Source organism: Streptomyces camelliae (assembly GCF_027625935.1).
GTDB classification, from domain to species: domain Bacteria; phylum Actinomycetota; class Actinomycetes; order Streptomycetales; family Streptomycetaceae; genus Streptomyces; species Streptomyces camelliae.
This window is the reverse complement of sequence record NZ_CP115300.1, coordinates 28418-40595: the sequence shown is the minus strand read 5'-3', so window position 1 is coordinate 40595 and position 12178 is coordinate 28418. Positions and strand designations below refer to the sequence as shown.

Annotated in this window: 13 protein-coding genes and 2 pseudogenes; 9 read left to right on the top strand and 6 right to left on the bottom strand. The window is 68.5% G+C overall.

What is annotated here, in order from left to right; genetic code table 11:
• Positions 1-180 precede the first annotated feature (180 nt).
• Entirely contained in the window at positions 181-1419 is a 1239-nt protein-coding gene (locus O1G22_RS00205) for an IS256 family transposase (protein WP_270079380.1), read from the bottom strand.
• A 155-nt stretch (positions 1420-1574) separates the two neighbouring features.
• Between O1G22_RS00205 and O1G22_RS00200 the strand changes: the two genes are divergently transcribed.
• Positions 1575-2045 (top strand): hypothetical protein, encoded by a 471-nt coding sequence (locus tag O1G22_RS00200; protein ID WP_270079379.1) that lies wholly within the window; start codon positions 1575-1577, stop codon positions 2043-2045.
• A 550-nt stretch (positions 2046-2595) separates the two neighbouring features.
• On the opposite strand, the gene O1G22_RS00195 is transcribed toward O1G22_RS00200, so the two are convergent.
• Positions 2596-2946, bottom strand: coding sequence for a type I-E CRISPR-associated protein Cas5/CasD (locus tag O1G22_RS00195; protein ID WP_270079378.1), 351 nt, complete (start codon positions 2944-2946; stop codon positions 2596-2598).
• Between the two features lie 200 nt (positions 2947-3146).
• Here O1G22_RS00195 and O1G22_RS00190 point away from each other — a divergent pair.
• Positions 3147-3677, top strand: a pseudogene (locus O1G22_RS00190) (terpene synthase family protein); the annotation flags it as partial.
• A 96-nt stretch (positions 3678-3773) separates the two neighbouring features.
• A complete protein-coding gene (gene cpt, locus O1G22_RS00185; protein WP_270086279.1) occupies positions 3774-4304 on the top strand; it encodes a chloramphenicol phosphotransferase CPT in 531 nt (176 codons plus the stop codon).
• Between the two features lie 45 nt (positions 4305-4349).
• Here cpt and O1G22_RS00180 read toward each other — a convergent pair whose 3' ends face one another.
• Positions 4350-5471: an IS630 family transposase gene (locus O1G22_RS00180; protein ID WP_333492195.1), complete on the bottom strand. Its 1122-nt coding sequence runs from the start codon at positions 5469-5471 to the stop codon at positions 4350-4352.
• Between the two features lie 118 nt (positions 5472-5589).
• Here O1G22_RS00180 and O1G22_RS00175 point away from each other — a divergent pair, with 118 nt between their 5' ends.
• The 5 genes and pseudogenes from O1G22_RS00175 to O1G22_RS00165 all read left to right on the top strand — a co-directional run bounded on the left by O1G22_RS00175 (position 5590) and on the right by O1G22_RS00165 (position 7251).
• Positions 5590-5988 carry a nuclear transport factor 2 family protein gene (locus O1G22_RS00175; protein WP_054229745.1) on the top strand — a complete coding sequence of 133 codons (399 nt, stop codon included), beginning with the start codon at positions 5590-5592 and terminating at the stop codon, positions 5986-5988.
• A 113-nt stretch (positions 5989-6101) separates the two neighbouring features.
• A complete protein-coding gene (locus tag O1G22_RS44670) occupies positions 6102-6356 on the top strand; it encodes a transposase family protein (protein WP_428986298.1) in 255 nt (84 codons plus the stop codon).
• Between the two features lie 11 nt (positions 6357-6367).
• Positions 6368-6982 (top strand): ISAs1 family transposase, encoded by a 615-nt coding sequence (locus O1G22_RS00170; protein WP_270079376.1) that lies wholly within the window; start codon positions 6368-6370, stop codon positions 6980-6982.
• Positions 6910-7092 (top strand): annotated as a pseudogene (locus O1G22_RS44665) (ISAs1 family transposase); the annotation flags it as partial. The gene O1G22_RS00170 and the pseudogene O1G22_RS44665, both read left to right, overlap by 73 nt.
• Before the next feature lie 30 nt (positions 7093-7122).
• Positions 7123-7251: a hypothetical protein gene (locus O1G22_RS00165; RefSeq protein ID WP_270079375.1), complete on the top strand. Its 129-nt coding sequence runs from the start codon at positions 7123-7125 to the stop codon at positions 7249-7251.
• 9 nt (positions 7252-7260) lie between these two features.
• Here O1G22_RS00165 and O1G22_RS00160 read toward each other — a convergent pair whose 3' ends face one another.
• Positions 7261-8136: a recombinase family protein gene (locus O1G22_RS00160; RefSeq protein WP_270079374.1), complete on the bottom strand. Its 876-nt coding sequence runs from the start codon at positions 8134-8136 to the stop codon at positions 7261-7263.
• Between the two features lie 277 nt (positions 8137-8413).
• On the opposite strand from O1G22_RS00160, the gene O1G22_RS00155 reads away from it, so the two are divergent.
• On the top strand, positions 8414-8944 hold the full coding sequence (locus O1G22_RS00155; RefSeq protein WP_270079373.1) for a hypothetical protein: 531 nt from the start codon (positions 8414-8416) through the stop codon (positions 8942-8944).
• A gap of 153 nt (positions 8945-9097) precedes the next feature.
• Here the strand turns inward: O1G22_RS00155 and O1G22_RS00150 are convergent, their stop codons facing one another.
• Together O1G22_RS00150 and O1G22_RS00145 are read right to left on the bottom strand one after the other, a co-directional pair.
• On the bottom strand, positions 9098-9262 hold the full coding sequence (locus O1G22_RS00150) for a hypothetical protein (RefSeq protein ID WP_270079372.1): 165 nt from the start codon (positions 9260-9262) through the stop codon (positions 9098-9100).
• A 1756-nt stretch (positions 9263-11018) separates the two neighbouring features.
• Positions 11019-12017 carry an alpha/beta hydrolase family protein gene (locus O1G22_RS00145; protein WP_270079371.1) on the bottom strand — a complete coding sequence of 333 codons (999 nt, stop codon included), beginning with the start codon at positions 12015-12017 and terminating at the stop codon, positions 11019-11021.
• Positions 12018-12178 lie beyond the last annotated feature (161 nt).

The window sequence follows — 12178 nt, the reverse complement described above, 5'->3', positions numbered from 1 at the left end:
CGAAACCAGCGGGTTCGAGGGATCTGGACGGTGCTCTGGCGAGAACCCGCTGGGGGTGTGGTGGTCCTGGGAGGGAGTACCGCGCGTGTTCGCCCATCTGGGACAAGATGGGGCCTCCGATCTGGGTCACGTCCGCGGGAGTGGTGTATCGACGGCCACTCGGTGATCTCTTCTTTGAGGCTATGCGGTGAGTTCCGTCGGGATGACTGTGTCGTCGGTTTCTGACTCGATCGGGTGGAGGCGGGCCTTGGCCAGCAGGTCGAGTCCCATGTAGCGGCGGGCTTCGGTCCACTCGTCGTTCTGCTCGGCCAGCACCGCGCCGACCAGGCGGATCAGGGCGGTGCGGTCGGGGAAGATGCCGACCACGTCGGTGCGGCGGCGGATCTCCTTGTTGAGCCGTTCCTGCGGATTGTTCGACCAGATCTGCCGCCAGATCTCGCGCGGGAACGCGGTGAACGCCAGCACATCGCCCTGAGCGGCGTCCAAGTGGGCTGCCGCCTTGGGGAACTTGGCCTCCAATGCGTCCAGGACGTGCCGCATCTGGGACTGGACTGCATCGATGTCGGGTTGTTCGAAGACGGTCCGCAGCAGCGTGGCCACCCACGGCTGGGCCGACTTGGGCACCTGGCTCAGCAACGCGCGGGCGTAGTGAGTACGACATCGCTGCCAGCTCGCGCCGGGCAGGGTGGCCCCGATCGCGTTGACCAGGCCCATGTGCGCGTCTGAGATGACCAGTTGGACGCCCGATAGGCCGCGGGCGATCAGGGAGCGCAGGAAGGCCAGCCAGCCGGCGCCGTCCTCGGCAGTGGCCACGTCCAGGCCGAGAATCTCACGGTGCCCATCGGCGTTGACGCCGACCGCGATCAGCGCGTGGACGTTGATGATGCGGCCGCCCTCGCGAACCTTCTGCGTGAGCGCGTCCACCCAGACGAACGCGTAGGGGCCGGCGTCCAGGGGCCGGTTGCGGAACGCGGCGACCTGTTCGTCGAGATGCTTGGCCATGGCGCTGACCTGGGACTTCGACAGCTGGGTGACGCCCAGGCTCTCGGCGAGCTTCTCCACTCGGCGGGTGGAGACGCCGAGCAGATAGGCGGTGGCGACCACGCTGATGAGGGCCTGCTCAGCCCGGCGGCGACGCTCCAGCAGCCAGTGCGGGAAGTAACTGCCCTGACGCAGCTTGGGAACGGCGAGTTCGACGGTGCCCGCGCGGGTGTCCCACTCGCGAAGGCGATACCCGTTGCGATGGTTGACTCGCTCGTCGCTGACCTGCCCGTATTCAGCATTGCAGAGGGCATCGGCCTCGGCGGACATGAGCGCGTCCGCGAACGTCTTGACCATCGCGCGCAGCAGATCGGGACTCGCCGCTGCGAGGTTGTCCTCCGCGAGGGCGTGCAGGGGCAGACTGTCGGGTGCGGTCATCGTGCTGATCTCCTTCGTGACTCGACATCTCGAAGATCAGCCGGTGGCCGTTCATCTATGCGGGCGTCACCCCGACGCGGGAGCAAACCCCCGGATCAGGTCGAACCCGTACACCACTTCCCAGGACGCAACCCCGATCTGGAGGGGGCGTTGGGATGGGTTACGACCTGCAAGCAGTGATCGCTGGAGGGGAGGCGCTGCGGGGTGTGGCACGGGGCCTGCCTGCCGCTCGGCTGGCGTCGGTCGGACAGGGCCTGTCGCTGATGCCGATGACGGACGCTCTGTTCGATTCCGTCGCAGACGGCAGCGGCGTAGGCGCGTTGGGGTTCTGGCGGTTGCCAGGAGGGTTCGAGAAGACGCTTGCTGCCTGGTCAGCCGGTGGGCCGGTGGCCTACGTGGAAGCTGAGTTCTTCGGCGGCGTGGGCGAGCAGCGGGCTGCCGTGTGGGATGACGGCACCGTCGTGTTGGGCCCGCTCCACGTGGAGGAGGGCCAGCCCTTCCAGCCAGCCGGAAGTCCGATCTCTCAAGCGCTGCGGCGGTTGGGCGTAGTGGCAAGCGCCGGCGAGGACGAGTTCTCGGCTGTGGGCTTGGACCGGTATCGACACGGCGAGGCATGGATTGACTGACGCGCGACTTCCGGATTCCCGCACTCACGGGTACTACGGCCGGAGATCTTGAGGATCGGTGATGGGTGGGATCGGCCGGTGGTGAGCCCAAAGTTGTAGGCGGTCTGGGAGCGGGTCTCCGCGGCGTCGGTAGTGGCTGACCATGGCGCGGGTCTGGTGGAGGCGGCGCCATGACTCGCAGGTCAGGAAGTTCTCCACGGGGTGGCGGGGTTGAGGTGGGTGGCGGCCAGGCAGTGCCGGATGGTGTGGACCGAAGGCGGCAGGAGCGGGCCGGGGATCAGCCAGCGGCCTCGCTTTCGTCCTCCTCGGCCCCCGCACGGCGCACAGCCGCTTCGCGCGCCGCAGGAAGCCGGCCCAGTCCTCCAGATACAGGCCGTGCGGCACAACTGCGCCCGGCGCGTACCCAGGCGTCGAGCGCGGCCCGCTCGGCGACTTCCGTCAGCCGTTGCAGCAGCATCGGCGCCTCACCCCGCCTGAGCGCCGTCGGCGCGCCAGCCGGAGCCGGCGGGCATGGCCACCTCGCCCGCGCCCAGGGCTCGCAGCGGTACCGTCAGCACGCCCTGGCGCAGCTGGCGTGGAACCAGCGGTACTGCTCGCCCCCTGAGGCCGGATAGATGATGGAGTGCAGCATCACGCCCAGGTCCTCGTCCCGTGCGATGGGCACGGTGTCGGTTTGCGGGCCGAAGGAGGCGCTGAACTCACGGCAGCCGAGGAACGGTTGGGCGAAGCAGGCGCCCTTGTCCACGCGGCGGCGCATCTGCTCCCGGTATTTCTCCTCGCGCCCGCCCTGGCCTCGCTCGGTCAGGACGACCTGGGCGCGGATGCGGTACTGGACGTCGCGCAGCAGCATGCTCGGGTGTGAGTAGTTTGCGGTACAGGAAATCCCGGTGAGAATGATCATGGTCCGGTCGATGCGAGCGCGCTGACCCGGTTCTCGTACTCGCGGCGGGCCTTGCGCTGGGCCGGGATCGCCAAGGGAACGTGGTGCCCTCTCGCGCAGGTGGAAGGGCTCGCAGCGCGGAGGGGCAGTCAGATCGTTGGACGCCTGGCACACACCACCCCTGGCTGGCCGCGGAACCGGCCTCGGGCTGGCGGCACTGAATGATCGTCATTAGCCTCCCGCGTTGGAGCGCCCCTCGCCCACGATCCTGGAGCCTCGATGACGCCACCAGCCCACCCTGTGGGTTTCAGCATCCCGGTTCTGCGGCGCATCCATCCCGAGGCCAACCGCGTGGGCGTGAGCCTGGGCGCGTGGGCGGCCGGTATCGGGCTGACCGAGGGTCCGGGCGAGGAGAGCCGCCTGGGCTCGGCCGGGTTCCACCTGATCGCCTCCCGGATCCTGCCGAATCACCGGTGGAGGCAGTGGAGTTGTTCGCCCAGTGGGTGGCGCTGCTGTTCCACCTCGACGACCAGCAGGACGAGGGCCCCATGGGCCGGTCTTCCGATCAGGTGCGCGCCGTCTATCAGGCGCTGACGTGCGTGATCGACGACGATCCCACCACCGGGTCTGCTGCGGCCGTGGCGGCCATGAGTGATCTGTGGCCCCGTACCGTCGCCGGACTGTCTCCCGCCTGGCGCCTGCGGTTCCGCGTCCACCTGCTGCGCCACCGTGACGCGTTCCTGGCCCAGATCGCCCACCGGGAAGGTTCACCGGGTTGTGGCGGGCGGTACAGCGTTCGCGGAAATCCGTTTCGAGCGTTGCTGCGGTGCCTCTACTGTGGCGCGGTGATGACTGAGGTGATCGTTCTCAACGGTGGTTCCAGCTCGGGGAAGTCCGGGATCGTTCGGTGTCTGCAGGCAGTCCTGCCGGATCCGTGGCTGGCCCTGGGGACGGACACGCTGGTTGAGGCCATGCCCGCGTCCATGCAGGCGTCGGATGCCGGGATCGAGTTCGCTCCGGACGGACAGGTGATCGTCGGGCCGGAGTTCCGGACGCTGGAAGCGGCATGGATCGAGGGGGTCGCCGCGATGGCCCGTGCGGGTGCCCGGGTCATCGTTGATGAGGTCTTCCTCGGCGGAGCGGACTCGCAGAAGCGATGGCAGAAGGCTTTGGGTGAACTGCGGGTGCTGTGGGTCGGTGTCCGATGCGACAGTGCGGTAGCCGCAGGCCGTGAAGTCGCACGAGGTGATCGGGTCATCGGCATGGCGGCGTCCCAGGCGGACGTGGTCCACCGGGGCATGGTCTATGACCTGGAGGTGGACACCACGCATGCCGAGTCGATGGAGTGTGCACGGATCATCGCCGCACATGTCAGCTGATCGGCGGCCCGACTGTCTGCCGCTGTGACCGCAGTGCCGGGACGGTCAGGCCGCTGTGGCCAGAGGCCGTCCTCCCCAGCGGATGCCCTTCTCCGCGCGGATCCGGGCGCGTTCGCGTCGTTGGGCTGCCAGCACGTCGGGGTGGCGGGCGTTGGCGTTGCGCCAGCGTAGGTACCGGTGCAGCTCGTGGGTCTGGACGGTGTGGTTGGAGTGGTGGGAATTGGCGAGGGTGAACTGCCGCAGCGGCCCGAAGTGCGCCTCGATGGGGTTGGCCCAGGAGGCGTTGGTCGGGGTGAAGCATAGCTCGACCTTGTTTTTCTTCGCCCAGCGGCGGATCTTGGCACCTTTGTGGGCGGAGAGGTTGTCCAAGACGATGTAGATCGGGGCGCCGTCGGGGCGGGCGGCCCGAATCGACTTCAGGGCTGCGAGGGTGTTGGCCGCGCCTTTGCGGCGGCGGTTGATGCCCCACAGGGTGTCGTCGCCGACGGAGTAGCAGCCATGGAAGTAGGTGACGCCGTGGGTGCGTTGGTAGGTCGCCGGCAGCCGGTCGGGCCGGCCTTGTTCGGCCCAGCAGGTGCCGCCGGTGGGGCGTATGCCCAGCGGGCCGAACTCGTCGAAGGCGAACATGCGGTCCGGGAAGTGCTCCAGGACGTGCTCGATCCGGTCGAGCTTGGCGTCGCGGTCAGGGTCGGTGGACTCCTTCCACGTCTTGGTGCGCTGGAAGGTGACCCCGCGTCGGGCGAGTAGCGTCCGCAGGGCCTCACGGCTGATGCGGATCATCCTGCCGTGGATTTTGCGCAGGTGGGCGGCGAGATTGCGGATGGACCAGCGGGTGAAGGGCTGGCCGGGTTTACGGGGGCGGGTGGTGGCCGTCTCGATGACGAAGTCCTCGTCGTCAGGGCTGAGCAGGCGGGGACGGCCTCCCGCCCACTGAGGGTCCAGGCAGGCCAGGCCGATCTCGTTGAACCGGTGGATCACGTCGCGGACGGTGTCCTCGTCGGCCTGGACCAGTTGGGCGATCACCGGGACCCGGTTACCTCCGGCCGAGGCCAGGATCATCATCGCCCGCCGGTAACGCACCGTGCTGGTGCTGCCCCGGCGCACGATCTGTTGAAGCTTCTGCCCTTCTTGATCGGTCAGCCTGCGGACCTTGACCGGCTCCGCCACCGCACCTCCACGCATCAGATTGGATGTCGTCACATCCAATCGCCCGCGAGGCCCGCACCGCGAACGGCAACCCGGTGAACCTTCCCGGTCAGAGCACTAGCGGTGTTACCGTCGCACCATGTCCAAGATCGAGATTGACGCGATAGCCGCCGAGTTCTTCGGAGCCTTCGACAACCGCGGCGGCAAGGCCGCAGACGTGGCCCGGATCCGCCGGCTGGTCATTCCGGGTGGTGTGATCGTGCTGACCGGGCCGAAGTACACGGTCTACACCGTGGACGAGTTCATCGAGCCGCGCGAACGCCTGCTCGCCGACGGCCGGTTGGTCGAGTTCTCGGAGTGGGAGACCTCCGAGCGAACCGAGATCGCGGGCGACATCGCGTCGCGCTTCGGCGAGTACCGGAAGGCCGGCATCCTGGACGGCGAGCCGTTCGAGGGCGGCGGGACCAAGACCATCCAGTTCGTCCGCACCCCGGAGGGCTGGCGGATCGCGGCGTTCTCCTGGTACGACCAGCCCTGAGGGTCCGCAGGTCGCGGCAGTCCAAGGAGCGCGGGCTGGGCCGTCACGCACGCAGCGTAGCTCCGGTTGAACGGGGTGACCTTCCCAAGTCGCCTCGCACCACCGGAGCTTCGATGTGTCGTCAGTCTGCCACCGTCTGCCTGATCAAGTCGCCCGCTCTGGAGGACACTGCGGGGTTGTCGCTGGTGGAGCGGTTGCGGCTGTTGCCGGATCCGCGTCGACGTCGAGGGGTGCGTCACCCGTTCGTGGCGGTGCTGCTGGTTGCCGCCTCCGCGGTTGTCGCCGGCGCACGCTCGTATACGGCTATCGGCCAGTGGTCCGCCAACGCGCCGCGGCACGCCCTGGCTCACTGGGTGCCCGGGTCGTAGGGTCGTTGAGCGTGCGCGTCGCGCCGAGTGCCGCCACGATTCGGCGGATTGTCGGCCTGGTCTGCCCCGGCGGACTGGCCGATCTGACCGGCGCTGATCCTGCCGGCTCGGACTCGGTGGCGCTCGACGGCAAGGCTGCCCGCGGCTCCCGACACGGCCAGACGCCCGCAGCCCACCTGCTGGCCGCGATGACCGGCGACGGCCGAACCGTCACCCAGCTGCGGATCCCCGACAAGACCAACGAAATCACCTGCTTCGCCGCGCTACTGGCGCCCTTCGACCTGACCGGGGCCACCGTCACGGCCGACGCCCTGCACACCCAGCGCGCGCATGCGCGCTTCCTGGTGGACGAGAAGAAGGCGCACTACCTCTTGGTGGTCAAGGCCGACCAGCCCGAACTGCACCGCAGGCTGCGATCACTGCCGTGGAAGGACGTCACCGCCTGCCGCTACGACCGGGAGATCGGCCACGGCCGCCGGGAGACCCGAGTGACCAGGGCCCTCACCGTGACCGACCTCGGCTCGACTTCCCCCACGCCGCCCAGGCTGTACGCATCCTGCGCCCCCGCACCGACCACAGGACCGGAACCATCAGCCGCCAGACCGTCTACGCGATCACAGACCTGAGCTCGCATCAGGCATCGCCCCAGCGGCTGGGCCAACTCGCCAGGTCGCAGTGGACCATCGAGAATCGGCTCCACTTCGTCCGCGACACCACCTTCGCCGAGGACGCCTCGAAGATCCGCACCGGCCATGGCCCCGAAAACATGTCGACCCTACGCAACCTGGCGATCAACGCGCTCCGCGCCGCCGGACACCGCAACATCGCGGCCGGCATCCGGCACGTCTCCTATGAGCCCTTCACCCGCCCGCTCGACCTACTGGGCATCGTCTGACCAGCGCGACTACAAGATCACCGCACTTTGCAACGGCATTGGCCCTGGGCGCCGTCGAGGGGCTGGCAGCGATCGAGGAGCTGGCGGTGGATTGTGAGGGTGGCGCTGACGCGCAGGGTGTAGCCCTGACCGCACCGTACGACCACGCCCTGGTCGAGCGGCGCGCTCAGCGGGCTCCAGCTCGGTGGTGCGGAGGAAGTCGGCGACCTTGCCCGGCATGTCGAGGGTGACCGGCAGCTCCGGGGCTGGGCTGTCCGCGTCGGCGGCGGTGTGGTCGGGCAGGAGGTCGGCGACGGCCGCGCGGATGGCGCCGCGGCTGACGCCGTGGTCGCGGGCGAGGGCGGCGATGGAGCGGCCCTCCAGGTACGCGGTGCGGACGTCGGCGATCTTGTCGGCCTCGATGGCGGGGCGGCGTCCGCCCTTGCTGCCCTTGGCCTCGGCGGCCCGCAGCCCGTCATACGTCAGCTCGCGCTGGAGGTCGCGCTGGAGTTCGCCGGCGGCGGCGAGGGTCTGCACCATGAACTTCACGGTGGACAGCAGCTCGCCGGTGCGCGGGTGGCGGGCGGTGAGGTCCATCGCGGAGAACGCGCCGTCGTGGATGCGCAGGGCGAGGCGGTCGCGGTGGAGGACGTCGAGCACGTCGAGGATGTGCCCGGTGCCGCGTACGAGGCGGAACATCTCGGAGATGTGGACGGTGTCGCCCGGCCGGGCGTAGTCGAGGAGCGCGCGGAACTTCGGGCGCTGGAGGGGGTGGAGGCGGCTGGAGGTGCCCGGGTCCTCCTCGAAGAAGACCGGGTCCTCGATCACGGCTTCGTCGAGGACGAGGTTCTGCCGGGCGGTCGACTGCTGGTCGGTCGAGACCCGCTTGTAGACCAGGTTCGCCATCGAAGGGCCCCTTCCGTGCGGAGGATCGGACCCTATCTGTCATCAAACCCTGTCAGCAATCACCATCGGATCTGATTGGATTCGCGCCGCCGCGGGCCCCCGGATTGCACGGGTTCATTGGACGCGTCGGCCGCCTGTCGTCAAACGATCGTTTGGCGACAGGTAGCGCGTGGGTGCTCGGAGCCCGTGCTCCGGCCGTCCCCGCCTTGCACCTCTGCACATCCTCAGATCAGGTATGACGCGAACGAAGGCGGGAAGTACCCCGTCCTCTGATCAGATGGACGGGGGCGAGGAGTATGGTCGAACCGGACAATCACGCCTTATCGCCGCTGGCAGTGCGCTCGGCACAGCCTGCAATATGGCGGTCTCATATGCGAACTACAAAGGGAAACGCCCGCGACTTTCGTTCAGCGTTGGTCACGGGCAGCAGGTCGCTACTTGGGATGACTGGAAGGTCAGCCCCATGTGGTTTCTCACTCTCGTCAACCACGGTGAGACGCCGATCAGGGTTCACATGGTCTGGCTTCACTGGGAGCCCATCCCCGAAGGCTGGAAGGGGCGAATCCTGCATCGTCTCTGGCCTCGGAGGAACTGGCGTATCCGCAACGGAAGTGGGCTGACGCTGGCAAGTGTGCAAGGACTACGGGAACCTCCGGAAGAGCTGCCTCCACTGGCAGGCTTTGACCGGATCTACGCGGGCTACATGCTCGAACACGACCCCGACTGGCTCCGCAACATCGCTGGCACTCACCTTCTGCGCATCAGCGTGGAACTCCCGGGCAATCGGTGGGTGCACGGCCCGAAATGAGGGCATCTCCGGAGTGCACCACGTGCAAGTGCGCCGAGTGTAGGTCCCCGGACGGTAGCGGCCCGGGCGGGCCAATGACGTTCGATGACCTTGAAGTGGAAAGCTGAGCCATTCACTCCAAGACGGCTGGGCGCATCTACTTTGCACCGTGGGTCAGGGATAGGAGGCCGGGGCCGCACAGACGTCCAGCTCCTCGCTCACGTCGACGTGGTCGACCCGGTCCGGCCGGCCCTCCACCGAGAGCCGGCCGGTCTGGTCGAGCAGCAGCCCGCGGCCGCCGCTCGCGCTGTTGGAGAAGTACGCCGACGTCGACGGCAAGACCCGCTTCTACGACGCCGGCGACACGGTGCCGATGGACGGCGTCGTGCGAAAGCACATCGGCCGCCTCGAACTGCCGGGTCCGGGAGGGCCGCCACGAGATGGGCGGCCCTCACGCTGCGTGCCGCTACGCCGTCGGTGCGCAATACGCGGTGGCAAAACCCGTTGTGACGGTGGCACTCGGATTGTCGAAGGAGACAGTCCAGGCGTTGGTGCCGGGGAACTGCTCGGAGGCGCCCGGGACAGGGCCGGCGTTGGCGGTGAACCATCCGCCGGAGATCGCCGTCTGACCGGCTGGGCAGGTGGCGGTGGCGCGTTGGTCGGTGCTGTTCGCAGGAATGTTGATGGGGGGTCCGTCCACTCGGGTGACTCTCACGGCGCCTCGACACTCCCCCTCCTCGCCGCCGCCGCGGCGAGGGATGGCCTCCGCCTTCCGACTATTCTTCTGCGGCTTCTCGTCCTTGCAGCCATGGTCGCCACCGGAGCGGGCGCCCGACATGGGGGCGCGCCCATCTGCGACGCTCTGCCCTGCCGCTAGAGCCGGGCTCGTCACTCCGACGGCCAGGGCAAGCGCAAGCGAGGCGAGCAAGCCGCCCTTCCTGACTCTCTCGCGGGCCGGCGGTCCCAGCCGGGACCCCGTCCTGTACTCAGGACTCATCTACACACTCCTTGTTCCACTGGTTCTGGGTGCCCCAGAAATCCGGAGTGAGTTTGACAATGTGACGGAACGTCAGCCAGCACGCGGGGCCGGAAACATCTTTACCCGTCCATGAGTCGGACCAACGCCACCACCCAAAAGGGCCAATCCCCAGCCAGGCGACCGATGAGCAGTCTCTGATCGATCTGGGGCCGACCGTGAATAACCGCCTCATGGGACTTGCCGGCGACGAGCAAACAGCCACGGCCCTTGTGGAGGCCACGGCCTGACCTGCGACTCAGTCCTTAGCGTTGTTTTTTCGGCGAGAACTACTGGGACCCCCTGTTGACGAGAACAGACGTGACCACGCGCGCGTGGCCGAATCGCGCACACAGATGGCGGCTGCCTGCTCTCGTCGCCCCGTCACGGGACATGTGCGGGCTGCCTCAGAACAGCAGGTCATTTGGATCACTCAAGTTCGGCGGATCCATCACCAACCCCTTCAACGCTCAAGCTCCGCAAGCCATTCCCGGCGGGTCGAGAAACAACGGATTTAGGCGGGTCCGGTCGCCGACGCTTCGTCAGCCGCCCACCAGGGAACCGGCGTCGGACTAGCGCACGATCTGACACGGATGTTCCTCAACCCCCGTGTCGGCCCCGCGTAGCCCTTTGCTGCGGGGCGGATAGGGGCACCACCCGGGCGCGCGGCACACGCAACACGCCCCCGGCCCCGAGTTCGGTCACTGATTCGATCGTCACGCCCGCCCCGCCCCCTACGTGCTGCCGCAGTAAATGCGTACACCTCGCCCGGCGGCCGGAATCGTCCGCCGCAGGTCGCGATGATCAGGGTAGGGGCTCTGCCGCAGTAAATCCGGCATTTACTGCGGCACCATCCTGCGGGCCGCCAGGTAACAGAAGTCCGACAACCGATCTCGAAGCGGAATCCCTGCGCACATCCACTGCCCCGCTGGCCCTACCGACGCCGGATTGGCGATGACGGCTGGGAGCATCAGCGGCACGAGTTCTACTGCTGACTACGCATGGTTCCGCGACCACTGGCTGTACGAGATTTGCTGTCTGACTCTGGCTCCGGGCACCGGTGTCCTGCCAGCGGTCACCTCAGTCTCCTCCTCTGTCGGGGCGGCCTTCACCGGCCGGGTCCGGTTGCGTGCTTTGCTGTGCGGCTCCGTCCCGCCGCGTGGTGAGCGTGCCGGAGATCCAGTCCGTGATGTACGCGCTCATGCCGTCGCTGTGCAGGACCCACCGGAAGTGGTCCAACCGGTGGCTGCCGGCAAGGGCCTCGGAGTAGTGCCACCGGCTCACTGGGGCAGCCGGGATCTTCTGCAGCAGATGGTCCGTCGCGCCGGGCGGCGCCAGGCTGTCGTTCTCCACGCCGACCGCGAGGACGGGAAGCTTCAGCCGCGCGAGCGCCGCCTCGTAGTCGGTGTCGCTCCCTCGCAGCGTGTAGCGGCCGGTGCGGCCCTGCCGCGCCCAGTCCCGCATCACTGCCGTGGGCTGGGTGCCACCGAAGCCGAGCCGTTCCCCGGGCCAGTAGCCGAGCGCCGTGGCCAGCGCCGCGAACAGCTGGCTGCCGACCAGGTTGCGGAGCCCACGCACCGAGCCGAACCCCCGCCACCAGACCGACCCGGCCGCCGTCAGCACGACGGCGTGCACCCCGGTGAGCTCGGTCGCGCTGCTGAGCAGCGCGAGCTGGCCGCCGAGGCTGTGCCCGATGAGTACCACCGGCGAACGCGGGAACGCGGCGGAGACCGCACGGGCGACCGCGGGAAGGTCGTCATCGACCATCTCCCGGTACCCGTACGCCACTCCGCGGCGCGCCACCGGGGTGCTCTCGCCCTGGCCACGGAGGTCCGTGACCGCCACGTGCAGGCCGCCCTGGTGCAGCCCGCGGGCGAAGGGAGCGTAGAACCGCGCCCGCGCCCCCATCGCCGGTACCACGAGCGCCACCGGGGCGTCCGGCCGCTCCGCACGCAGTAGCCGGACCACGAACTCCGCGCCTCCCGACGACCGCACCCGTACGGACTCCTCGGCAGAACCGTCCTGTTCCCGCCCCGCCGACGGTCCCGCATCGTCCGTCTGCGCCTTCGCCGAGATCACCCTGTCCGGCGCAGTGTGTCGATCCTGATACGTCATCTTGGCGTTCGTCCTCTCATCGATGCCGACTTCAGGTCCAGCTGAATCCAGGGCCCAGGGCGGCCCGGGGGGGGGGGGGGGGGGGGCCCGCAAGGGCCCCCCCCCCCCCCCCCCCCCCCCCCCCC